The organism is Streptomyces sp. NPDC031365 (assembly GCF_055569765.1).
The window spans coordinates 28,350-51,065 of sequence record NZ_JBVIIM010000034.1; the positions used below are offsets into that span (position 1 = coordinate 28,350).

Annotated in this window: 21 protein-coding genes; 11 read left to right on the forward strand and 10 right to left on the reverse strand. The window is 73.5% G+C overall.

Translation table 11 applies throughout. The annotated features are described in order from the left end of the window. Positions 1-9: 9 nt before the first annotated feature. Both ACZ5C2_RS33350 and ACZ5C2_RS33355 read right to left on the reverse strand, forming a co-directional pair. Positions 10-1,233 (reverse strand): 4-hydroxybenzoate 3-monooxygenase, encoded by a 1,224-nt coding sequence (locus ACZ5C2_RS33350; RefSeq protein ID WP_468799694.1) that lies wholly within the window; start codon positions 1,231-1,233, stop codon positions 10-12. 38 nt (positions 1,234-1,271) lie between these two features. Then, positions 1,272-1,679, reverse strand: coding sequence for a CoA-binding protein (locus tag ACZ5C2_RS33355; RefSeq protein ID WP_468799790.1), 408 nt, complete (start codon positions 1,677-1,679; stop codon positions 1,272-1,274). A 203-nt stretch (positions 1,680-1,882) separates the two neighbouring features. Between ACZ5C2_RS33355 and ACZ5C2_RS33360 the strand changes: the two genes are divergently transcribed. The 5 genes from ACZ5C2_RS33360 (at position 1,883) to ACZ5C2_RS33380 (ending at position 8,096) form a co-directional block, all read left to right on the forward strand. After that, the gene (locus ACZ5C2_RS33360) at positions 1,883-2,608 is read left to right on the forward strand and encodes a hypothetical protein (protein ID WP_468799696.1); all 726 of its coding nucleotides are present in this window, start codon (positions 1,883-1,885) and stop codon (positions 2,606-2,608) included. After that, complete coding sequence (locus tag ACZ5C2_RS33365) at positions 2,605-3,147, forward strand: SixA phosphatase family protein (protein ID WP_468799698.1); 543 nt, start codon at positions 2,605-2,607, stop codon at positions 3,145-3,147. The genes ACZ5C2_RS33360 and ACZ5C2_RS33365 overlap by 4 nt, the downstream gene beginning before the upstream one ends. A gap of 41 nt (positions 3,148-3,188) precedes the next feature. Further along, entirely contained in the window at positions 3,189-3,815 is a 627-nt protein-coding gene (locus ACZ5C2_RS33370) for a YigZ family protein (protein ID WP_468799700.1), read from the forward strand. A gap of 127 nt (positions 3,816-3,942) precedes the next feature. Next, the gene (locus ACZ5C2_RS33375; RefSeq protein ID WP_468799702.1) at positions 3,943-5,106 is read left to right on the forward strand and encodes an exonuclease SbcCD subunit D; all 1,164 of its coding nucleotides are present in this window, start codon (positions 3,943-3,945) and stop codon (positions 5,104-5,106) included. Then, positions 5,103-8,096, forward strand: a complete 2,994-nt coding sequence (locus ACZ5C2_RS33380) for an AAA family ATPase (protein ID WP_468799704.1) — start codon at positions 5,103-5,105, stop codon at positions 8,094-8,096. Before ACZ5C2_RS33375 ends, ACZ5C2_RS33380 begins: the two co-directional genes overlap by 4 nt. Before the next feature lie 6 nt (positions 8,097-8,102). Here ACZ5C2_RS33380 and ACZ5C2_RS33385 read toward each other — a convergent pair whose 3' ends face one another. Beyond that, the gene (locus tag ACZ5C2_RS33385) at positions 8,103-8,549 is read right to left on the reverse strand and encodes an Lrp/AsnC family transcriptional regulator (protein WP_468799706.1); all 447 of its coding nucleotides are present in this window, start codon (positions 8,547-8,549) and stop codon (positions 8,103-8,105) included. Between the two features lie 94 nt (positions 8,550-8,643). Here ACZ5C2_RS33385 and ACZ5C2_RS33390 point away from each other — a divergent pair, with 94 nt between their 5' ends. The 3 genes from ACZ5C2_RS33390 (at position 8,644) to ACZ5C2_RS33400 (ending at position 10,784) form a co-directional block, all read left to right on the forward strand. Beyond that, positions 8,644-9,114 (forward strand): rhodanese-like domain-containing protein, encoded by a 471-nt coding sequence (locus ACZ5C2_RS33390; protein WP_468799708.1) that lies wholly within the window; start codon positions 8,644-8,646, stop codon positions 9,112-9,114. Positions 9,115-9,157: 43 nt separating this feature from the next. Continuing rightward, the gene (locus ACZ5C2_RS33395) at positions 9,158-9,670 is read left to right on the forward strand and encodes an immunity 21 family protein (protein ID WP_468799710.1); all 513 of its coding nucleotides are present in this window, start codon (positions 9,158-9,160) and stop codon (positions 9,668-9,670) included. A gap of 268 nt (positions 9,671-9,938) precedes the next feature. Next, positions 9,939-10,784 (forward strand): SDR family oxidoreductase, encoded by an 846-nt coding sequence (locus tag ACZ5C2_RS33400; protein WP_468799712.1) that lies wholly within the window; start codon positions 9,939-9,941, stop codon positions 10,782-10,784. A 15-nt stretch (positions 10,785-10,799) separates the two neighbouring features. On the opposite strand, the gene ACZ5C2_RS33405 is transcribed toward ACZ5C2_RS33400, so the two are convergent. Both ACZ5C2_RS33405 and ACZ5C2_RS33410 read right to left on the reverse strand, forming a co-directional pair. After that, positions 10,800-12,488: a DUF885 domain-containing protein gene (locus ACZ5C2_RS33405; protein WP_468799714.1), complete on the reverse strand. Its 1,689-nt coding sequence runs from the start codon at positions 12,486-12,488 to the stop codon at positions 10,800-10,802. A 32-nt stretch (positions 12,489-12,520) separates the two neighbouring features. Then, the gene (locus tag ACZ5C2_RS33410) at positions 12,521-13,012 is read right to left on the reverse strand and encodes an Lrp/AsnC family transcriptional regulator (RefSeq protein ID WP_468799716.1); all 492 of its coding nucleotides are present in this window, start codon (positions 13,010-13,012) and stop codon (positions 12,521-12,523) included. 71 nt (positions 13,013-13,083) lie between these two features. Between ACZ5C2_RS33410 and ACZ5C2_RS33415 the strand changes: the two genes are divergently transcribed. After that, positions 13,084-14,259 (forward strand): trans-sulfuration enzyme family protein, encoded by a 1,176-nt coding sequence (locus tag ACZ5C2_RS33415; protein WP_468799718.1) that lies wholly within the window; start codon positions 13,084-13,086, stop codon positions 14,257-14,259. 199 nt (positions 14,260-14,458) lie between these two features. On the opposite strand, the gene ACZ5C2_RS33420 is transcribed toward ACZ5C2_RS33415, so the two are convergent. From ACZ5C2_RS33420 to ACZ5C2_RS33430, 3 genes are all read right to left on the reverse strand, one after another. Next, entirely contained in the window at positions 14,459-15,721 is a 1,263-nt protein-coding gene (locus ACZ5C2_RS33420) for a GNAT family N-acetyltransferase (RefSeq protein ID WP_468799720.1), read from the reverse strand. Between the two features lie 98 nt (positions 15,722-15,819). Beyond that, a complete protein-coding gene (locus ACZ5C2_RS33425; RefSeq protein ID WP_468799722.1) occupies positions 15,820-17,406 on the reverse strand; it encodes an alkaline phosphatase D family protein in 1,587 nt (528 codons plus the stop codon). 164 nt (positions 17,407-17,570) lie between these two features. Beyond that, on the reverse strand, positions 17,571-18,401 hold the full coding sequence (locus ACZ5C2_RS33430; protein ID WP_468799724.1) for an alpha/beta fold hydrolase: 831 nt from the start codon (positions 18,399-18,401) through the stop codon (positions 17,571-17,573). Between the two features lie 172 nt (positions 18,402-18,573). On the opposite strand from ACZ5C2_RS33430, the gene ACZ5C2_RS33435 reads away from it, so the two are divergent. Further along, entirely contained in the window at positions 18,574-19,461 is an 888-nt protein-coding gene (locus ACZ5C2_RS33435; RefSeq protein ID WP_468799726.1) for an RNA polymerase sigma-70 factor, read from the forward strand. A gap of 163 nt (positions 19,462-19,624) precedes the next feature. Beyond that, a complete protein-coding gene (locus ACZ5C2_RS33440; RefSeq protein ID WP_468799728.1) occupies positions 19,625-20,386 on the forward strand; it encodes a GntR family transcriptional regulator in 762 nt (253 codons plus the stop codon). Positions 20,387-20,787: 401 nt separating this feature from the next. On the opposite strand, the gene ACZ5C2_RS33445 is transcribed toward ACZ5C2_RS33440, so the two are convergent. Next, positions 20,788-21,945, reverse strand: coding sequence for an ROK family transcriptional regulator (locus ACZ5C2_RS33445; RefSeq protein ID WP_468799730.1), 1,158 nt, complete (start codon positions 21,943-21,945; stop codon positions 20,788-20,790). Between the two features lie 95 nt (positions 21,946-22,040). Next, positions 22,041-22,706 carry a response regulator transcription factor gene (locus ACZ5C2_RS33450; protein WP_468799732.1) on the reverse strand — a complete coding sequence of 222 codons (666 nt, stop codon included), beginning with the start codon at positions 22,704-22,706 and terminating at the stop codon, positions 22,041-22,043. Between the last annotated feature and the right edge of the window lie 10 nt (positions 22,707-22,716).

Consider the following 22,716-nt stretch of genomic DNA (forward strand, 5'->3'; position numbering starts at 1 on the left):
TTCCCGGTCTCAGTACCGCGCCGCCGTGCCCAGATACTGCTCGGCGAAGGCGGCAGCGGCGGTGGGGGAGGTGAACAGGCGGCGCAGCCGGGCGAGGGCGGTGCCCGCGCGGAACGGGTCCCCCGCCGCTGAGCCGTGGTACAGCTCCGAGAGCCACTGCGAGAACTCCTGGTAGTCCCACACCCGCCGCAGACAGTCCTGGGAGTAGCCGGCCAGTCCGCTGTCGTCACCCCCCGTGAGCCGGGCGGCCAGGGAGTCGCCGAGCAGGAACGCGTCGTGCAGGGCGAGGTTCAGGCCCTTGGCGGCGATCGGTGCGACCAGGTGCGCCGCGTCCCCGGCCAGGAAGAGCCGCCCGAACACCATCGGCTCGGTGACGTAGTCGTGCATGTCCAGCACCCGCTTCTCGATCAGCCGCCCCTCGGCCGGCGGAGCCGCCCCCGCCGCGCCGAGCCGGTGCCGCAGCGCCGCCCAGACACGCTCGTGCGACCAGGTGTCCGGGTCGTCGCCGGGCGCGCACTGGAGGTAGTAGCGGGTCACCTCGGGGCTGCGGGGCATCTGACCGGCGAAGCCGTCGGGGTGGCAGCCGAACAGGACACGGTCGGCGGACGGCGGTGCCTCGGCGAGCAGGGCCAGCCAGCCGATGCCGTAGTCGTGCCGCGCGACGCGGGCCCGCCCCGGCGGGACGGACGCCCTCGTCACGCCGCGGGCTCCGTCGCAGCCCGCGACGAACTCACAGGACACGACCTCCCGCCGCCCGGTCTCCGGGCAGAGGTACGACACCGACGGACGGTCGCCGTCCAGATCATGCAGCCGTACGTCCCGCACGCCGAAGCGGATCTGCCCGCCGCGCACGTCCGCGTACGCGCGCACCAGGTCCGTCACCAGTAACGGCTGCGGATAGACCCAGTGATGGCTGCCCGTCAGCTCCTGGTACGGGAACCGGTACCGCTGCCCGTCGAAACGGAACTCGCACGCGGTGTGCAGCTCGGCCCGCTCCAGCAGGTTCTCCACGAGGCCACGCCGCTCCAGGCCGCGTACCGCCCATTCCTCGATCACCCCGGCCCGGGGCCGGCGTTCGATGAACTCCCGGGTCTCGGTCTCCAGGACCAGGCAGTCCAGACCGGCCGCCCGCAGGATGCCACCGACGGTGAGACCGGCGGGCCCGGCGCCCACGACGACGACAGGAAAGCGTTGCGGGGCAGGGGAGTTGGCTTGCGGAAAGCTCTGGGTCATCGCGCCATTATGGCGGCGTGGCGCCCTCGGAGCAGGCCCTAACCGAGCCGCGGTATCTCGATCGCGGGGCAGCGGTCCATCACCATCTCCAGGCCCGCCGCGCGGGTCCGGTCGTAGGCCGCCTCGTCGATGACGTCGAGCTGGAACCACACCGCCCGGGCGCCCTTGGCCACCGCCTCGTCCGCGACGGCACCCGCCAGGTCGCTGTTGACGAACACATCCACGACATCCACCTCGAAGGGGATGTCCGCGAGCGAGGCGTAACCCTGCTCGCCGTGCACCGTCTCCGCCTTCGGGTGCACCGGCACCACGCGCTTGCCGAACCGCTGGAGCACCTGCGCGACGCCGTACGCGGCGCGCTGCCGGTTCGACGACAGGCCCACCACGGCCCAGGTGTCACCGAGTCCGGTGAGGATCTTGCGGACCGTTGCCTCGTCGCCGTACACGTCGCCCTCCGGGGGGTCGTGAAAGAGCACTCTCACTGCGCACAACGAAGCGGGACGCACGGTGATTCCCGGTGCCGCCCGGCCTCCCGAGGGCGGTGGACTGTACCGGCAGCCGGACCACCCGGCACCGGGATCCGCGTACGGCGCCCCGAAAAGCGGCCGAGATACCTGCGCAGGCCCGCTCGCGCGCCTACGCTCGCCTCGTGCTGCGCATCACCGACGCCCGAACCGGCCAGCCCGTCGACGCCGCCCCCACCCGGCGGGGCCTGACCCGTGTCGAGGCACACACCCAGGGACTCGACGCGACGAACCTGCGCCTGCTGCTCGTCGCCGATCTGCTCGTCCGCGCCCTGGAGCTCGGAGGCACGCCCGTGTGGGCGCTGCTCACCGGCGAGCGGCAGCAGGCGGGGCTCCGCGCGGCCGGTGCGGCCCTCGGGGTCCGTCCCTTCGAGGTCGACAGGGACTCCGGTGCCGGTCTGGGCGAGGCGCAGGTGCTGCATGTGGTGAGCGAGAGCGGCCACACCCCCGACGGGGTGCGCGTCGCCGTGGCACCCGTGTGCTGGGAGGCACCCGGCGCACCGGAGGACACCGACCCCGCCGTCCTGCGCCTGGCCCTCCTCGCACACCCCAGAAACGAACCAGCGACGGTCGGCCCGGCCGCCTTGGGCGACGCCGGAGACACCCTGGACCGCTGGCGCCGCGTGGTCGCGGCCTGGGCGCACCGGCCCTCGCGGCCCGTCCCCGACACGGTGCGCGCGGACCTGCGCACCGCGTGGGAGGACGACCTGGACGCGGCAGGGATGCTGAGCGTGCTCCGTGCGGTGGAGAAGGACCCGGACCTGGCGGACGGCGCCCGCTTCGAGACCTACGCCTACGCCGACCGCCTGCTCGGCCTCGACCTCACCCGCGATCTGGGATCCCCGGCATGAGCGAACGCGCCGGCGCGGGACCACTGCGGCGACTGGTCCTCCTGCGCCACGCCAAGTCCGCCCGGCCGGAGGGCGTCGCCGATCACGCACGCCCTCTCGCCGCGCGCGGCCACCGGGACGCACCCGCCGCCGGACGCGCGCTCGTCGAGGCCGACTGCCTGCCCGGCCTCGCGCTGTGCTCCACCGCCGTACGCGCCCGCCGGACCTGGGAGCTGGCCGCCGCGCAATGGGGCACACGCCCGCAGGTCCGTCTCGACCCGCGCCTCTACCACGGCGACGTCCCCGAGCTGCTGGCCGTGATCCACGAGGTGCCGGCCGAGGTCGAGACGCTGCTGCTGGTCGGCCACAACCCGGGGCTGGAGGATCTCGTCCTGACACTGGCCGGCGAAGGCCTGGACGACAGCCTGGAGCGGGTCCGCACCAAGTTCCCGACCTCCGCGATCGCCGTACTCTCCTGGCGCGGCACCGCATGGCGGGCCCTCGCCCCGCACACCGCCCTGCTGACGTCGCTGACCGTGCCCCGGGGCGGGAAGCGGTAGCCGGGACGGTCCGCCCGCGCGGCGCCGCATAGGCTGGCCGGATGCAGGACGAGTACCGCACTGTCGCCCGCGCGGGCGTGCACGAGACCGAGATCAACCGCTCCCGCTTCCTGTGCGCCCTCGCCCCGGCGGCCACCGAGCAGGAGGCGCAGGATTTCGTCGCCGCCGTCCGCAAGAAGCACGCCGACGCCACGCACAACTGCTTCGCCTACGTCATCGGCACCGACGCCTCCACCCAGAAGGCCAACGACGACGGCGAGCCCGGCGGCACCGCCGGCGTCCCCATGCTCCAGATGCTGCTCCGCCGCGACATGCGGTACGTCGTCGCCGTCGTCACCCGCTACTACGGCGGCGTCAAGCTCGGTGCGGGCGGCCTCATCCGCGCCTACGGCGGTGCCGTCGGAGAGGCCCTGGACACCCTCGGCACCGTCACCCGGCGGCGCTTCCGGCTCGCGACGGTGACCGTCGACCACCAGCGGGCCGGGAAGGTCCAGAACGACCTGCGCGCCACCGGACGCGAGGTGCGCGACGTGCACTACGGCGAGGAGGTCAGGATCGGGATCGGCCTCCCGGACGCCGACGTGCCGGCCTTCCGCGCCTGGCTCGCCGACGCGACCGCGGGGACGGCCGGGTTCGAACTGGGCGGGGAGGCGTACGGGGACGCGTGACCGGTCCGCACCAGGTCGCCAAAGGGGCGCATCCGGCGATAACCGGTGAATCCCGACCGGGGCATGACGGAGCGATACGGGAGGAACCGCCCGTGCTGTCGGACCCGGCGGTTACCCTGCGGGAATCATGAGACTGCTGCACACTTCCGACTGGCACCTCGGCCGGTCCTTCCACCGGATCGGCATGCTCGGTGCCCAGGCCGAGTTCATCGGCCACCTCGTCACCACCGTGCGTGAGCACGGGGTGGACGCGGTGGTCGTGTCGGGAGACGTGTACGACCGCGCGGTGCCGCCGCTCGCCGCGGTCGAGCTGTTCGACGACGCCCTGCACCGTCTCGCCGGCCTCGGTGTGCCGACGGTGATGATCTCCGGGAACCACGACTCGGCCCGCCGCCTCGGCGTCGGCGCCGGCCTCATGGGACGGGCCGGCATCCACCTGCGGACCGAACCGTCCGCGTGCGGCACGCCCGTGGTGCTGTCCGACGGCCACGGGGACGTCGCCTTCTACGGGCTTCCCTACCTGGAACCCGCCCTCGTGAGGGACGAGTTCGCGGTGGAGCGGGCCGGCCACGAGACGGTGCTCGCCGCCGCCATGGACCGCGTCCGCGCGGACCTCGCCGGCCGCGCGCCCGGCACCCGCTCCGTCGTCCTCGCCCACGCCTTCGTCACCGGGGGCGAACCCAGCGACAGTGAGCGGGACATCACCGTGGGCGGGGTGGCCGCCGTGCCCGCCGGGGTCTTCGACGGCGTCGACTATGTGGCGCTCGGCCATCTGCACGGGTGTCAGACCATATCCGGGCGCGTGCGCTACTCCGGCTCCCCGCTGCCGTACTCCTTCTCCGAGGCCACCCACCGCAAGACGATGTGGCTCATCGACCTGGCCGCCGACGGGGCGGTCACCGCCGAGCGCGTCGACTGCCCCGTGCCCCGCGCGCTGGCCCGGATCCGCGGCACCCTGGAGAACCTGCTCGCCGACCCCGCGCTGACACGGCACGAGGAGGCGTGGGTCGAGGCCACGCTCACCGACCCGGTCCGCCCCGCCGACCCGATGGCCCGACTCACCGACCGCTTCCCGCACACCCTGAGCCTCGTCTTCGACCCGGCCCGCACGGCCGCCGACCCCGAGATCTCCTACGCCCGCCGCCTCGCCGGCCGCGACGACCAGCAGATCGCCGAGGACTTCGTCACCCACGTGCGCGGCACCGGCCCCGACGCACACGAACGGACCGTCCTGCGGGACGCCTTCGACGCGGTCCGCGCGGACGACGCGGTACGGGAGGTGGCGCGATGAGGCTGCACCGGCTGGACATCACCGCCTTCGGGCCGTTCGGCAGCACCCAGAGCGTCGACTTCGGCGAGCTGTCCGCCGCGGGACTGTTCCTGCTGCACGGCCCCACCGGCGCCGGCAAGACCTCGGTCCTGGACGCCGTCTGCTACGCGCTGTACGGCTCAGTCCCCGGGGCCCGGCAGAGCGGCCAGGGCATGATGCTGCGCAGCGACCACGCCGCCCCGGGCACCCGCGCGGAGGTCACCCTCGAACTCACCGTCGCCGGACGCCGGCTGGAGATCACCCGGCAACCGCCCTGGGAACGCCCCAAGAAGCGCGGCACCGGTACCACCCTGGACAAGGCCCAGACCTGGCTGCGCGAACGCGACGCCGTCTCGGGGACCTGGAAGGACCTCAGCCGGTCGCACCAGGAGATCGGCGAGGAGATCACCCAGCTCCTCGGCATGAACCGGGAGCAGTTCTGCCAGGTCGTACTGCTGCCTCAGGGCGACTTCGCACGCTTCCTGCGCGCCGATGCCGAAGCCCGTGGCAAGCTGCTGGGCCGCCTCTTCGACACGCGCCGCTTCGCCGACGTGGAGAAGCGCCTCGCGGAGCGCCGGCGCGACGCCGAGTCCCGGGTGCGTGACGGCGACGCCGACCTGCTGGCCGACGCCCACCGGATGCAGCAGGCCGCGGCCGGCACCATGGAGCTGCCCGAGCTGACGCCCGGCGAGCCGGGCCTGGCCGAGGCCGTGCTGTGCGCGGCGGCCGTCGCCCGCAGCACCGCACGCGAAGAGCTCGCCGTCGCCCACTGCCGCCTGACCGCCGCCGAGTCCGACCTGGCCGGTGCCGAGCGAGCCCTGGAGGGCACACGCGAACGGGACCGGCTGCAACGCCGGTTCGCAGAGGCGCGGGAGCGAGCGGCGCGGCTCGAGGAGCGGTCGGGCGCCCACCGGGAGGCACAGATCCGCATGGAGCGCGCCCGCAAGGCGGAGACCGTGGCCCCCACCCTGGAACTGCGTGACTCAGCCGAGGCCGAGCACCGGCGCGCGGCCGCCACCGAGCTGCAGACGCGAGCCATGCTTCCGGTGTCCCTCGCGGACGCGGGAGCGGCCGGGCTCGCGGCCGCCGCCCGTCGGGCAGCGGAGGAGCTGGGCGGGCTGGAATCCGCCCGCCGCGCCGAGCGACGGCTGACCGAACTCCTCGGCGAGCGCGCCGGCCTGGACCGTCAGGAACGTGCGGACGAGGAGGTCCTTCAGGACGCGGAGGCATGGCTCGCCGACTGGGAGGGGACCCGCGCCGGTCTGCAGAGCCGCGTCGAGTCCGCTCAGCAGGCCGCGACCCGGGCCGGTGAACTCGCCCTGCGGCGCGATCCCGCACGGCAGCGGCTGAACGCCGCGCGGATGCGGGACCAGCTCGTCGAGGACACGGAAACGGCCGCCGAGCAGGCCCGCGCCGCCCGGGAGCGGGCACTCGCGGCCAGGCAGCACTGGCTCGACCTCAAGGAACAGCGGCTGAACGGGATCGCCGCCGAGCTGGCCGCCGGCCTCACCTACGGCGAACCCTGTGCCGTCTGCGGCGCCACCGAGCACCCCGCTCCGGCCCGCATGGTCGAGGGACACGTCGGCCGCGAGACGGAGGAGCGTGCCCTCGCTGACCACCAGCGTGCGGAGGACCACCGCACGGAGGCCGAGCAGCGGCTCGGCGTCGTACGGGAGGCACTGGCCGCCGCGAGCGCGGAAGCCGGGGACACCAGCACCGAACAACTCTCCCGCGCGGTCGAGGAACTGGAACAGCAGTACGCGCAGGCGCGGGACGACGCCTCCGTGCTGCACTCCGCACAGGAGCAGTTGCGCCGTGCGGAGCACGAGCACGAACTGCGGGTCGCCGCCCAGCGCGAGGCGGCGGTTCGGGCCGCGTCCCGGGTGGGTCACCGTGAGCGACTGGACGGGGAACGCGCCACCCTGGAAGTGGAGTTGACCCAGGCGCGGGGAGATGCCACCAGCGTCGCCGCGCGCGCCGAGCAGCTGGAGCGGAGCGTCACGCGACTCACGGACGCCTCCGACGCCGCTCGCGCCGCCGAGGACGCGGCGCAGCGGCTGAAGAAGGCCGACGCCCGACTCGCCGACGCCGCCTTCCGCGCGGGCTTCGACACCCCGCAGGCCGCCGCCGAGGCCCTGCTGGACGACGCGGCCCACCGCGACCTCCAGCGCCGCCTGGACGACTGGCAGCACGAGGAGGCCGCCGTACGGGCCGTCCTTGCCGAACCGGAGACCGCTGCCGCAGCACAGCAGCCGCCCGCCGCCCTGGCCACCGCGCAACAGGCCGCCGACGCCGCCGGGCGCAGGGTGCGGGAGGCGGCCTCCGCGCGTGATGCCGCCGCCCGGCGCTGCGCCGAACTCGACCGGCTCTCCGCGCGGGCCACCGCATCGGTACTCCGACTGGGGCCGCTGCGCGAGGAGTACGACCGAGTGGCCCGCATGGCCGGTCTCGCCGCCGGCACCTCCGCGGACAACGAACGCCGGATGCGCCTGGAGTCGTACGTCCTCGCCGCCCGGCTGGAACAGGTCGCCGCCGCCGCGACCGTACGGCTGCACCGCATGTCGTCCGGCCGCTACACCCTCGTCCACTCCGACGACCGCACCGGACGTGGCCGCAGCGGCCTCGGACTGCATGTCGTGGACGCCTGGACAGGACGGGAACGGGACACCGCGACCCTCTCGGGCGGCGAGACCTTCTTCGCCTCGCTCGCCCTCGCGCTCGGTCTGGCGGACGTCGTCACCGACGAGGCGGGCGGGGTCCGGCTGGACACCCTCTTCATCGACGAGGGCTTCGGAAGTCTCGACGACCAGACCCTCGACGAGGTCCTGGACGTCCTGGACTCCCTGCGTGAACGCGACCGCAGCGTCGGCATCGTCAGTCATGTCGCCGATCTGCGGCGCCGGATACACGCCCAGCTGGAGATCGTCAAGGGACGGTCGGGTTCGGAGCTGCGGGAGCGCGGGACGCGCTGAGGCCGGTTACCGCCCCAGCGGGCGGCGCGGCAGCGGCGAGGAGTAGACGACGCTGGTGGTCACCGAGCCGAGCACGCCGATCCGGCCCGACACCTCCTCCAGATGCCGCATCGAGCGGGCGGCGACCTTGATGACGAAACAGTCGTCGCCCGTCACATGGTGTGCCTCGAGGATCTCGGGCGTCGCGCCGACGAGGTCGTGGAACGGCTTGTAGTTGCCGGTCGGGTAGCGCAGCCGCACGAACGCCAGGATCGGCAGGCCGAGCCGCTCCGGGTCCACCACCGCCGCGTAGCCCTGGATGATCCCGGCCTCCTCCAGCCGGTGCACCCGCTCGGTGACCGCGCTCGCGGACATCGAGACGGCACGCGCGAGTTCGGCGAAACTGGCCCGTCCGTCCCGTTGGAGGACCTCGAGAATGCGCCAGTCCGTGGCGTCCGGGGAATGCTCGGTCATGTAGGAGAAGTAGCAGGGAAATCCCCGGCCGATCAAGACACAGGCCGAGGATCCTCACTTCAGGACCGGACCACGCGGCCGTAGTTTCTCTCTCATGACCACCACCGTGAACCCTGTTCTGCGCGTTGCCCCCGCCTCCCCGGCCGAGGCCGTGGCCCACTTCCGCGCGAGCCTCGCCCTCTACACCGACGTCTCCGACCTGGCCGCCGCTCTCGCCGCCGGCGACCCCGGGATCGTCCTCGTCGACGTACGCTCCGCCGAGGCCTGGGACCAGGGCCGTGTCCCCGGCGCGCTGCACCTGCCCACCGCTCTCGTCCCCGAGCGCGCCGCCGAGCTCCTGGATCCGTCGTTGCCGGTCGTGGCGTACTGCTGGGGCCCCGGTTGCAACGGTGCGACCCGCGCGGCGCTCGCCCTCGCCGAACTCGGCTACAGCGTCAAGGAGATGCTCGGCGGATTCGAGTACTGGGCGCGTGAGGGCCTCGAGTACGAGACCCGGCACGGCCGCGAGCGCCGTGCCCCCGACCCGCTGACCGCACCCGTGGGCGCCGACGACTGCGGATGCTGAACCCCTCGGTCCGGCACGAGGGCCCACCCGGTAGGTTCTGCGCATGGTGCGATACGCGGAGCCGGGAACGGTCGAGTGGGTGGAGTCGGGCGGCGGGCCGCTCATCGCGGTGCCGGAGGCGGTGCTGCCTTTCTGGACCGGCGCCGACGGCGAGGAGACGGCTTCGGACTACGACCGGGCCTGCGAGGTGGAAGGACTTCTGGGACTCCTCCCGGTCGGCGACGCCGCGGCCCTGGTCCTCGGTGACGAGCCCGCCGCGACCGCCTACCTTCCCGAGCACGGCACCCTCGTCCGCTGGATCGCCGGGGACTCGGAGCCGGAGCTGCTGGCGAGTGTCCCGGCCGCGCTGCACACTGCCCCATGGCAGAGCGAGGTGCAGTGGAAGGTGCCGGGCACGGTCCTGCTGTTCGACGCGGCATGGCCCGGCCCGCACTCCGCCGGCACCGACCACGTACGCCTCACGCTCGCTCCCGGCCACTACGCGGTCCGCGCCGCGCAGGTACAGCCGGGCCCCGAGACATGGCTGGTCCTCGTGCAACTCCGGCTGCTGTCCTGACCCGTGCGGGGCCGCGGCAGCCGTGCCGGGCCGTCACCCGCGTGGTGTCCGGTGTGGCCCTGGGTCTCCCGCGGGGCGCCCGGCCTGGTCCTGGGTCTCCCACGGTGCACGTCCGGCGCACTCCCTCCGTCCCGCGGGCGGGGGCGGCCGAGCCACGGCGCGGCCCGGACGGGCGGGGGCGGCCCGCGTCCTGACGCGCGGCCCGCGGGCAGGGCGGACCGGGAAATCCGGGTGCGCGGGACCCGCGCGCACCGCATCATGGGCGATCATGCCCAGGCTTCCGCACCCCGCCCCCGAAGCACTCCGTCGCGACCCCCTGCCCCTGCGCGGCCGGACCGCGCTGGTCACCGGGGCCAGCAGACGCGGTGGCATCGGACACGCCGTCGCGCGGCGGCTCGCCGCCTACGGAGCCAGTGTCTACCTCCACCATCACGTGCCGCACGACGACGCCATGCCCTGGGGCGCCGACCGCACGGAGGATGTCACCGCCTCCGTGCACGCGGTCCTCGGCGACCCGGGCGCGCGGGTACTCGCCGGACCCGGTGACCTCAGTGACCCCGACGTGCCGGCCGAACTGCACGCCCGCGCGGCCGGGGCACTCGGCGGACGGCTCGACATCCTCGTCGCCAACCACGCGCTCAGCGGCTCCGACGGAGACCTCGACACGATCGACGCCGCCATGCTCGACGCACACTGGGCCGTCGACGCCCGCTCGGTGCTGCTGCTCGTCCAGGCCCACGCCCGGCACCGTGCCGCTCTGCCGCCACGCTCGCCCGGCGGCCGCGTGATCATGATGACGTCCGGTCAGGACATGGCCGGCGGTATGCCGGGAGAGATCGCCTACGCCCTGCAGAAGGGGGCGCTCGCCTCCGTCACGCGCTCTCTGGCGACTGCTCTGGCCGGGCACGCGGTCACCGTGAACACCGTGAATCCCGGCCCGGTGGACACGGATTACCTCAGCGGCGACGTCTACGACGCCATCGCCACGCTCTTCCCGGCCGGACGCTGGGGCATGCCCGACGACCCTGCCCGCCTCATCGCGTGGCTGGCCACGGACGAGGCGGACTGGATCACCGGTCAGGTCATCGACTCGGAGGGCGGCTTCCGGCGCTGACGGCGCCGGTCCGGCTCACAGCGCCGACAGTTCGTCCACCAGATCGTCCAGGCCCAGCGACCCCTGGGAGAGGGCCGTCATGTGCCAGGCCTTGAGGTCGAAGGCGTCGCCGTGCCGCTCGCGGGCGTTCTCCCGGCCCAGCAGCCACGCCCGCTCGCCGAGCTTGTAGCCGATCGCCTGGCCCGGGATCGTCAGATAGCGGGTCAGCTCGCTCTCCACGAAGTCCGCCGGGCGGCTGCTGTGCGCTCCGAAGAACTCCTCGGCCAGCTCCGGTGTCCACCGCTCACCCGGGCGGAACGGCGAATCCGCCGGGATCTCCAGTTCCAGGTGCATGCCGATGTCGACGATGACCCGGGCGGCCCGCATCATCTGCGCGTCCAGGTAGCCCAGCCGCTCCTCCGCGTCCGCGAGAAGGCCCAGTTCGTCCATCAGCCGCTCCGCGTACAGGGCCCAGCCCTCGGCGTTGGCGCTGACCCCGCCCACCGAGGCCTGGTAGCGGGAGAGGTTCTCCGACACGTGCACCCACTGCGCGAGCTGGAGGTGATGGCCGGGAACGCCCTCGTGGTACCAGGTCGAGACAAGGTCGTAGACGGGAAAGCGGGTCAGGCCCATCGTGGGCAGCCAGGTGCAGCCCGGCCGGGAGAAGTCCTCCGACGGGGGCGTGTAGTACGGCGCCGCCGCGCTGCCCGCCGGGGCGATCCGTGACTCCACCTTCCGTACCCGCTCGGCGAGGTCGAAGTGCGTCCCGTCCAGCGCTTCGATCGCCCGGTCCATCACGCCCTGCAGCCACGCGCGGACCTCGTCGACGCCCTCGATGTGCCGGCCGTGTTCGTCCAGGTGCGCCAGTGCCACCCAGGGCGTCGCGGCGCCGGGAAGGATCTTCTCGGCCTCCTTCCTCATCTCGCCGAGCAGCCGGTGGTACTCCGACCAGCCGTAGGCGTACGCCTCGTCCAGATCCAGGTCGGTGCCGTTGTAGTAGCGGGCCCAGCGGGCGTAGCGTTCCCGGCCCACGGTGTTCGGTGCGCCCTCGATGGCCGGCGCGTACACGTCGCGCATCCAGTCCCGCAGCTCCACGACGGCCGCGGTCGCCGCGCGGGCGCCCTCGTCCAGCTCCGCGCGCAGCGCCTGCGGTCCCGCGGCCGCGAAGTCCTCGAACCAGCCGCGGCCCCCGCCCGTGTCCGCCCACTCGGTGAGCTGCCCGACGAACGTCTCCGTCGGGCGCGGAGCCGCGTAGAGCTTCCGCTCCAGGCCGAGCGCCAGGGACTCCCGGTAGCCCTCCAGCGCGGCCGGGACCGCGCGCAGCCGCTCGGCGAGCGCCGCCCAGTCCTCCTCCGTCTCCGCCGGCGTCACGGTGAACACCTCGCGCACCGAGTGCGCGACCGTGCCCAGGTTGCCGACCGCCCGCAGACCCTCATCGGCCTCGTGCACCGCCAGTTCGGCCGTCAGCCGCTCGCGCAGCAGACGGGCGCAGCGGCGTTCGATGCCGCTGTCCGCGCCGGGCCGCCGCTCGGCCTCGCCGAGACGCTTGAGCGTGGCCCGCAGGAGCTCGGCGACCGCCTCCTGGCCGGCGGGTGAGAGATCCGGCAGCCGGGAGGAACTCTCCCTCACCCCCAGGTACGTTCCGGTGATCGGGTCGAGGGCGATGAGCTCGTCGACATAGGCGTCGGCGACCTGACGGGGAAGGGCGCTGTTGGTCTGTGACATGCGGACCATCCTGGTACGCGGCCCTTCGTACGTCATCCGGATTGAGCCGAGGGCGAAGACGGCAGCAGCGGCCCGCAATCCCACTGCTGGAAGATCAGCCGCGTCTCCACCCGCGCCACCTCGCGGCGGGACGTGAACCCGTCGAGCACCAGCCGCTGCAGATCCGCCATGTCCGCGACCGCCACATGCACCAGGTAGTCGTCGGGACCGGTCAGATGGAACACGGTCAGCGACTCCGGCAGCGCCCGGATCCGCTCCACGAACGGTCCCACCAGTTCCCGCCGGTGGGGTCTGACCTGCACCGACAGCAGCGCCTGCAACCCTCGGCCCAGCTTGGCCGGGTCCAGCTTCAGCCGGTGCCCCAGGATCACGCCGGAGCGGCGCAGACGGGTCACCCGGTCCAGGCAGGTCGACGGCGCGACCCCGACCTGCGCGGCGAGGTCCCGGTACGTCGCCCGGGCGTCGTTCTGCAACAGCCGCAGCAGGTGAAGGTCCACCGGATCCAGTACGACGGATTCAGCCATTGGCCGAACGTAGCACGGCGAACGGTGGCAAAATCCCGGCCGGTGTTCACCCTGCCTGTATGGACCTGGGCATGGACACGCGACGCACCACCCGAGCACTCGCCACCGAGGCCGTGCACGCCGGCCGGGACGACCTCGCCGGACTCGGACTGCACGCCCCGCCGATCGACCTGTCCACCACCTACCCCTCGTACGACAGCCGCGCCGAGGCCGCCCGGATCGACGCGTTCGCCACCACCGGCGCCGAACCCGACGGCCCGCCCGTCTACGGGCGGCTCGGCAACCCGACCGTGGCCCGCTTCGAGACCGCGCTGGCCCGGCTGGAGGGCACCGAGTCGGCGGTCGCGTTCGCCAGTGGCATGGCCGCGCTCAGTGCCGCCCTGCTGGTCCGCGGCTCGATGGGGCTGCGGCACGTCGTCGCCGTACGACCCCTGTACGGGTGCAGCGACCATCTGCTGACCGCCGGACTGCTCGGCTCCGAGGTGACCTGGACCGACCCGGCCGGCGTCGCCGACGCGCTGCGCCCGGACACCGGTCTGGTGCTGGTGGAGTCCCCGGCCAACCCCACACTCGCCGAGATCGATCTGAGGGCTGTCGCCCACGCCTGCGGCTCCGTGCCGCTGCTCGTCGACAACACCTTCGCCACGCCGGTTCTCCAGCGCCCGGCCGAGCACGGGGCCCGGCTGGTGCTGCACAGCGCGACCAAGTACCTCGGTGGCCACGGGGACGTACTGGCGGGCGTGGTGGCCTGTGACGAGGAGTTCGCCGGGCAGCTGCGCCAGGTGCGGTTCGCCACCGGCGGCGTGCTGCATCCGCTGGCCGGATATCTGCTGCTGCGGGGCCTGTCGACCCTGCCGGTACGGGTGCGGGCCGCGTCCGCGAACGCCGCGGAACTGGCCGTCCGGCTGGCCGCCGACCCGCGCGTCGCCCGGGTGCACTACCCGGGTATCGGCGGGGCGATGGTCTCCTTCGAGGTGAACGGCGACCCGCACGCGGTGATCGCCGGAGTCCGGCTGATCACCCCGGCGGTGAGCCTCGGCAGTGTGGACTCCCTCATCCAGCACCCGGCCTCCATCAGCCACCGCATCGTCGACGCCGACGACCGCAAGGGCGCCGGGGTCAGCGACCGGCTGCTGCGGCTCTCGGTCGGCCTGGAGGACGTCGAGGACCTCTGGGCCGACCTGGACGCGGCCCTGGGCGAGCGGACCGGGACGTCCGCCCGTCCGGAGGCGTTGGCTCAGGGCTGAGGCACATGCCCACGGGGAACGGCCCGGCGCATTCCGCCGGGCCGTTCCCCGTTCCCCGTTCCCGCACACTGGAGCCTGGAGCCTGGAGCCTGGAGCCTGGAGCCTGGAGCCTGGAGCCTGGAGCCTGGAGCCTGGAGCCTGGAGCCCGGAGCCCGGAGCCCGGAGCGGTGGCCCGCGACCCCGGCAGGATCGACGGCCCCTAGGACCGACCGATCCGCTCGCCGGACGTCCGGGCATCGTGCGCCGGTACGGTGTCCAGGCGGGCCGTGATCACGAGGGTGCCTTCCTCGATCTGGTAGTCGAGCGGCAGGGCCAGGCCGCGCATCGCGGCGACCATGCCGGTGTTGGACGCCTGCGTGACGGCGTACACCTGGGCGCAGCCCGCCTCGGCCGCCATCGACACCAGCCGCGTGAGCAGTTCGGCGCCGATGCCCCGGCGCTGCCACGCGTCCTCCACGACCAGCGCGACCTCGGTCTCGTCGCCGTCCCACAGCAGATGACCGAGGGCGACGATCCGGCCCGAGGCGGTCTGCGCGGCGAGCGTCCGTCCGAAGCGCGGGCTGAGCAGATGGTTCAGATACCGGTCCGCGTCACCGACCGGCCCGTGGTAGCGCCTGCGCAGGGTCTCGGGGGAGCACCGCTCGTGCATCGCCCGTGCGGCGGCCAGGTCGCCGGTGTCCGCCCGGCGCACGGAGATGTCACTGCCCTCCGGCAGCGTGAGCACGTCTCGGCCGCGCGGGATCCGCGGGCCGAGCCGGGCGTCCAGCTCCACCAGCGCCCGGGCACGGGCGAACTCGGTGGGAGTGAACGGCAGATGGGGCCGCTCCACGGTGAGCACCCCGCCCTCCGGGTCGCGCAGCCGGATCACGGTGTCCGCCAGGGAGCCCTCCGCCGGTACGGCCGTCGCCGCCGACCGGCCGGAGGCCGGTGCGGCGGGCCGGGAGCGGATTGTGCACCGTCCCAGCAACTGACGTAGCGCCAGCGGCAGTTCGGCGGCATCCGTGACGGTGCGGGCGGCGAGACCGAGGACCCTGGTCGGGGCGTCCACCAGGTCGTGGGCGTCGGCCCGCTCGGTCCAGGTGTCCCTTCCCCCGGCGAGTGACACGGCGGCGGTCAGGTCCGTGCCTTCCGGCGCCCGCAGCAGGAACTCGTCGACGGTGTTCTCGCCCAGCGGGTGCGCCTGCAGGCTCAGGATGTCGACCCGGCGCTCGGCCAGCGCCGTGCACAGCGCGGCCAGCGCGCCGGGTTCGTCCTTCACCGTCGTCCGCATCCGCCACAGCACGCTCTCCCCGGCCGCGGCGGAGGGCGGTGGGGCATCGCCGGTATCGTGCGCCGGCGGTGCGTGGCCGTGGCGGCGTACCCACCATGCGTGGAACGCCGCCGTGCACCGCGCGGCGGGTCCGGCAGGGTTGCGGCGGCCGTGCGCGGGGCCGCCGTGCGGAGTGTTCGTCACGTCAGACATGTCTCGACTCATGCAGCCACTGTGAAGGATTCGTGTTTCGTGATCACGAACGTGCTGTGACTGATGGGTAAAGGCGCGCTTCTGTCTGTTTTTCGGCGTTACTGCCCGACCAGGCCCGGCTGCAGCGTCTTCGTGAACAGCACGGTGCCGTCCTGCTCCCGCATCCGCACCGTCAACTCGCCGCTGCCGCCGTCGATGTCGACCTCGCCGAAGAACTGGTAACCGTCGGCGGGTGAGACGTTGGAGGCGCTCGGCGCCTTCACCCACACCCGTTCCGGGCCGAACGTGTCGTCAAGTGCGGTGGCCGGGAAGGCGCCGGCGTTCAGCGGGCCGGAGACGAACTCCCAGAACGGCTCGAAGTCACCGAAGGCGGCCCGCGCGGGCCGGTAGTGCTGTGCCGAGGTGTGGTGCACATCCGCCGTCAGCCACACCGTGCCGGTGATCCGCCGGTGCTTGACGAACCGCAGCAGTTCCGCGATCTGCAGCTCCCGGCCCAGCGGTACCCCCGGGTCGCCCTGCGCCACCGCCTCGACGTTCCGCCGCCCCTCGGTCGTGTCCGGTACCACCAGACCGATCGGCATGTCGGCCGCGATCACCTTCCACACCGCCCGCGACCGTGCCAGCTCCCGCTTGAGCCACTCCAGTTGCTCCCGCCCGAGGATGCCCCGCGGGTCCACGGTCTGGTCACCGGCGGAGTTGGCGCCCCGGTACGTCCGCATGTCCAGCACGAACACATCCAGCAGCGGCCCCTGCCGCAGTACCCGGTACACGCGGCCCTCCCGGGCGCCAGGCCGCAGCGTCGACATCGGGAAGTACTCACTGAACGCGCGCCGCGCCCGGGCCGCCAGCACATCGACGCTCTTCTCCGTGTAGCGGGTGTCCGTGTCCGCGATCCGCTGGCCCGGATACCAGTTGTTGCGCACCTCGTGGTCGTCCCACTGCACGATCGACGGCACCCGGGCGTTGAACCGGCGAAGGTTCTCGTCGAGCAGGTTGTAGCGGAAGTTCCCCCGGAACTCCGCGAGGGTCTCGGCCACCTTGGACTTCTCCTCGGTGGTCACGTTCCGCCAGACGCCGCCGTCCGGGAGGGCGGCGGTCGCCGCAAGGGGCCCGTCGGCGTAGACGGTGTCCCCGCTGAACAGGAAGAAGTCGGGGTCGAGCCGGGCCATCGCGTCGAAGATGCGGTAGCCGCCGACGTCGGGGTTGATGCCCCAGCCCTGTCCGGCCAGATCGCCCGACCACAGGAACCGCACTCCGTCGCGCCGCCGGTCCGGCACCGTGCGGAAGGTGCCGGTCACCGGTTCACCGCCGCGGCGCGGGTCGTCGGGGTCGGTGAGCAGCACCCGGTAGTGGATCTGCTCGCCCGCGGGCAGCCCGCGCAGCCGCGTGGTTCCGGTGAAGTCGGTGTCCGGGCCGAGCAGCGGGCCACGCCATCTGCGCGGGTGCCGGAACGACTCGGTCGCCGAGGTCTCGACGATCATGCGGGCCGGACGGTCGGACCGCACCCACACCAGCCCGGAGTCACGGGTCACATCGCCCGCCTGCACCCCCCAGCCGGCCCCCGGGCGTCCGGAGCGGGCGAAGGCGGGCGCCGTGCCGAGCGCGGCGGGCAGCGTCAGGGCCGCCGAGGCCGCGAGCGAGCCGCGCAGTACGGCGCGACGGCCTGGGAACGGACGGTGTGACATGGATACGCCTCCCGGGACTGGATCCGGCCAGTGTGCGCTGCCACACCTACGCGGGCGGTGCGGCTCGCACACCAACCCCCAGTGAACAGTTGACCGCGAGGATGCGGGAGGGGGCATCCTGCGGGCAGTGGCGGCTCGACCGCCCCGCCCGCCGCGCGTACCGTTCAGCGGCTGCCGTCGAGGATGACGCGGGAGACCAGCGCCGGATCGTCGTTCATGGGGACGTGGCCGCAGCCCGGCAGCCGGACCAGCCGCGCCCGGGGGATGATCCGCTTCGCGCGGACACCCTGCCGGGGGAGGAGCAGCCGGTCCCGGGCACCCCAGGCGACGGTCACGGGGATCCCGGGCACGTCGTCGGTGAACCGTACGGTGGTGCCCGCGCGGAGGGTCTCGGCGAAGCCGGTCGCCCCGGCGAGCGCGAGCGTCTCGTCGACCACGGCCTGGGGAGAACGGCGCCCGGGACGGGCGTAGATGGTGCTGGTCAGGACCGCCCGGCCGGGTGCCGAGCGGGCGAGGCGCTCGACCAGGGGCAGCGGCATACGCTCCGCGACCCGGCGCATGCCGAGCAGCACGGCGAAGGCGTACCGCCGCTCCGCCTGCGTCCAGAAGCCCGCCGGGGACAGGGCGGTGACGGACCGTACGAGCCGCTCGCGGCCGAGTCCCAGGGCCAGCAGACCGCCGAGCGAGTTGCCGGCGACATGCGGCCGGTCCAGTTCCAGCGCCTCGCACAGGGCGGCGAGGGCGGCGGTCAGGGTGGGCAGGTCGTGGACGAGGCCGTCGGGCAGCGACGGAGAGGCGCCGAATCCGGGCAGATCCACGGCGATGACCTCGCGTTCGGTCGCGAGGATGTCCACCACCGGGTCCCAGGCCTGGCGGTGGTGACCGATGCCGTGCAGCAGGAGCAGCGGTTCACCGCGGCCCACGCGCGCGTAGGACAGGGTCACGGTCCCCGGGCCGAGGGGAGAGGTGACCTCGAAGGAGACGGTCGCGGACATGAGGGTGCTCCTCGTCTGGGACTCGCGGAAACGGACGCCGCCTGACGCCGTAGACAGCTTGTCAGCAATTGCTACCGACGGGTAGTCCCCGGTGCCGGAGTGGCGCCCGCACGGCACACCGGCACACCGGTGCCGCCTGGACACGGCCCCGCGCGTCGGCTGGGATGGTGCGGTGACCGCCGACAGCGTGACCGACGTCTTCGAACAGCACCGTCCCGTTCTCCTGGGAGTCGCCTACCGCATGCTGGGCCGGGTGGCCGACGCGGAGGACGTGGTCCAGGACGCGTGGCTGCGCTGGTCGGGCGGCGACCGGTCCGCGGTGCGCGAGCCACGCGGGTACCTGGTGCGCGTCACCACCCGCCTCGCGATCGACCGGCTGCGCCGGATCAAGGCACGCGGTGAGACCTACGTCGGCCCGTGGCTGCCCGAACCGTACGTCACCGACTTCGGCGGCACCGTGCCGGACACCGCCGAGCGGGCCGTGCTCGCCGACTCGGTCTCGTTGGCCGTCCTCATCGTCATGGAGTCCCTGTCACCGCTGGAACGCGCGGTCTTCGTCTTGCGGGAGGCGTTCGGCTACCCGTACGCCGAGATCGCGGCCATGCTCGACCGCGGCGAACCGGCCGTACGCCAACTCGCCGGACGCGCCCGCAGGCACATCGAGGAGCGGCGCCCGCGCTACGAGGTCGACCATGCCCGGCGCCGCGACCTCACCGAGCGCTTCCTGGCCGCGGCGGCCGGTGGCGATCTGACGGGGCTGATGGAACTGCTCGCGCCGGACGTGCGGCTCGTCGGCGACAGCGATGGCAAGTCGCGTGCCCCGCTGCGGGTCCTGGAGAGCGCCGACCACGTGGGGCGCTTCCTCCTCGGAGTGGCCGGCAAGGGAATGCGGGACGTGACCATCCGCTTCCTGGAGATCAACGCGGGGCCCGCGGTGCTCGTCCTGTCCGGAGGCAAACCCGACTCCCTCTTCCAGCTCGACGTCGTCGGCGGGCGCGTCCAGACGGTGTACATCATCCGCAATCCCGACAAGCTCCGCCCGCTCCACGCGGCCCCGTAACGGCCCTCGCCCACGAGGTCCCCGTCGCGACGAGGGCCTCGTCGTCGTGCCGATTGGTATTGACCAAGGGTGAGGGCCGCCTTATGGTCGCTGACAAGTGAAACAACCTTTAATAAACAAGGGCGCTAAAACGCCGCCGGACACGGCGATCGTGGAGGACAGGGTGGGGACCACGCAGCTGGAAACGGTGCCGGAACCGAAGTACTGGCATCTCAAGACCGTGCTCAGCGAGGCGCTGGACTCGGAGTTCTCCGTGGGCGAGATCCTGCCCAACGAGCGTGACCTCGCCGCCCGCTTCGGGGTCGCCCGCGCAACGCTCCGGCAGGCCCTGGAGCAGCTCGAACTGGAAGGCAGACTGCAGCGCCGCCGCGGAGTGGGCACCACGGTCGCCCCGCCGCGCATGGGCGTCTCCGTCGGCACGGCACAGCACGCCTGGCCGGGCGGACCGCTCGACGCCTGGCAGACCCTCGACTGCGCCCTGAAGGCGCCGCCCGCCGCCGTCGCCGGGACGCTGGTGACCGGCCGCGACGAGCCCGTGCACATCGTGCGGCGCTCCCGGGTCTCCCACGGTCAGCCCGTCGCCGCCGAACTGCTGTACGTCCCGGCGGACTCGGTGCCCGAGCTGTCCGGCATCGACGCGCCGTCCGGCGCGACCCGCGCGCGTGCGGTGCTGCGGGAGCTGCAGCGTCTGGAGCTGGAGCGGCAGGAGAACGCCGTGGAGCTGGGATCCGCGCGGGCGGACGACGCGAGGGAGCTGGACCGCCTGCCGGGCGCGCCCGTTCTCGTGGTCACCACACGCTTCATCGCGCGCGGACGGACCGCGGCACTCTCCGTGGCCACGTACCGCGCGGACACCTGCCGGCTGACGTTCGGCGACTTCGGCGGGGTGGAGATCCATCACGGCCCGGAGCGCCAGGCCTCCTGACCACCACGGCCCCGGCCCTGTCGCGCGGCGCGGGGAGCGCGGTCACCCTGGTCGCCCCGGGTCGCGGGGCGACCGGTCGCGGGTTTCGTGTCCCGGCGGTGACGCGCCGGGAGGGCGACCCGCGGCGGCAGCGCCCGGCGAACGCGACAGGTGATGTGCGGGGCACGGGCCCCGGGTTGGGGAGCCATGTGCGTCCCCGCACGCCCGCCGGGCCTCCCTGTCCCGCCGAACGGTCCCGCCGAACGGTGCGGCGCGGACCGCGAGCGCGCCGTGCGCGGTTGGGCGCTCCGCTCGCGCGGGGCGCGTCGGCACCCTCTCCGCCGCTCGGCCGGCCGCTCCCGCTCACCCGCTCGGCGAGGCCGCCGCCTCGCCTTGTGCCGACCCGATCCGCCGGACCGGCCTCAGCGGCGGGCTGTCACGGTGCCCTCCACGGCGAACAGTTGCTCCTCCACGTGGTCGAGGGCGAGGCGGACCGCGCCCGTGGCGACCGCCGCCTCACCCAGGACGGACAGGGAGACCTTCGGCGGGCGCAGACAGTAGCGGGCCAGTTCGGCGCGCAGCGGCTCCAGCACGCCGTCCAGGCCGGCCGCCCAGCCGCCGATGACAACCAGTTCCGGGTCGAGGGCCAGCACCAGCGCCGCCACATCGTGGACCAGCCGGTGGATGAAGCGGTCCATGGCCGCGAGCGCACGCTTGTCGCCCTGGCGGGCCTGGGCGAAGACATTCGCGACCGCCTGCTCGTCGAGCGGGTGCAGTGGCTCGTCCGTGGTGGACAGGAGCGCTTCCGGGGTCGCCTCCCGGCCCAGCAGATGCAGTGCGCCGATCTCCCCGGCCGCCCCGCCGTACCCCCGGTGCAGCCGTCCACCGATCAGCGACCCGGCGCCCGGGCTCAGTCCGGCCAGCACGAACACCACGTCGTCGGTGCCCTTGGCGGCGCCCTTCCAGTGCTCGGCGACGACAGCCGCGTTGGCATCGTTCTCCACCAGCACCGGGCACTTGAAGGACCGGCTCAGCCGCTCGCCGAGGCTCAGCCCCGTCCATCCGGGCAGCGCCGTGCCCAGCCGCACCGTGCCGTCCGCCTCGACGATTCCGGGGGTGCCGACACCCACGGCCCGCAGGGATCCGCGTGGGACACCCGCCCGGCGCAGCAGCTCCGCGACAGCGGTGCGCAGCCGTTCGAGCCGCTCGTCCGCGTCGACCGTCTCGTCGACCTCCCGTGCCTGTGCGCCGATCACCCGGCCGTCCAGATCGGCCAGCAGCACGGCCACCCGGTGCACGCCGATCTCCAGGCCCAGCAGATGTCCGGCCTCCGCCCGGAACCGGAACCGCCGTGCCGGCCGTCCCTGCCGCCGCGCGGTGCCCTCCTCGGCCGCCGTCTCCACGACGAGCCCCGCCTCGATGAGCCCTTCCACGACACCCTCGACGGTCGGCCGGGACAACCCCGTGACCCGGGTGACCTCGGTCAGCGTCGCGCAGTCCGTGGCCCGCAACGCGTGCAGCACCACCGCGGAGTTGATCCTTCGCAGCAGCGAGGGGTCCCCGCCGGTCAGCCGACCCACCGTCCGTCCTCCCAGCTCGTGCGGGTGTTGCGCGGATCGTACTCGGCACGGCGGACCCCGGCGACCTCCGGGCACGGCTGCTCCGGGGACGCGGCTCAGCCCGGCGCCACGAAGCCCGACTCGTAGGCCGCGATCACGGCCTGGGTCCGGTCCCGCGCCCCGAGTTTCGCCAGGACGGAGCTCACATGGGACTTCACGGTCTCCGTCCCCACCACCAGCTTCGCGGCGATCTCCGCGTTGGTCAGGCCCCGCGCCATCAGCCGCAGCACCTCCTCCTCGCGCTCGGTCAGCCGCGCCCGCTCCAGCACCGCCCGCGCGGCGCGGTTGCCGCCGCCGTCGTCCCCGTACTCGGCCGCGAGCCGGCGCACCGAGGCGGGGAACAGCAGCGACTCGCCCTCGGCGACCAGACGCACCGCGTGCACGATCTCCGCGGGCCGCGCCCGCTTCAGCAGGAACCCGTCGGCGCCCGCGCGCAGCGCCCCGTACACGTACTCGTCGTTCTCGAACGTCGTCACCACGAGGATTTTCGGCGGCGCCTCGACCGAACGCAGCAGCGCGCGCGTGGCCTCGATACCGTCCATCAACGGCATGCGTACGTCCATGGCGACCACGTCCGGCCGCAGTCGCCGCACCAGCGGGATCACCGCCGCTCCGTCGGCCGCCTCCCCGACGACCTCGAGGTCCGGCTGCGCCTCCAACACGGCCCGCAGCCCCGCGCGTACGAGAGGTTCGTCGTCGACGAGCAGTACGGTCACCGGCATCCGGCCAGCG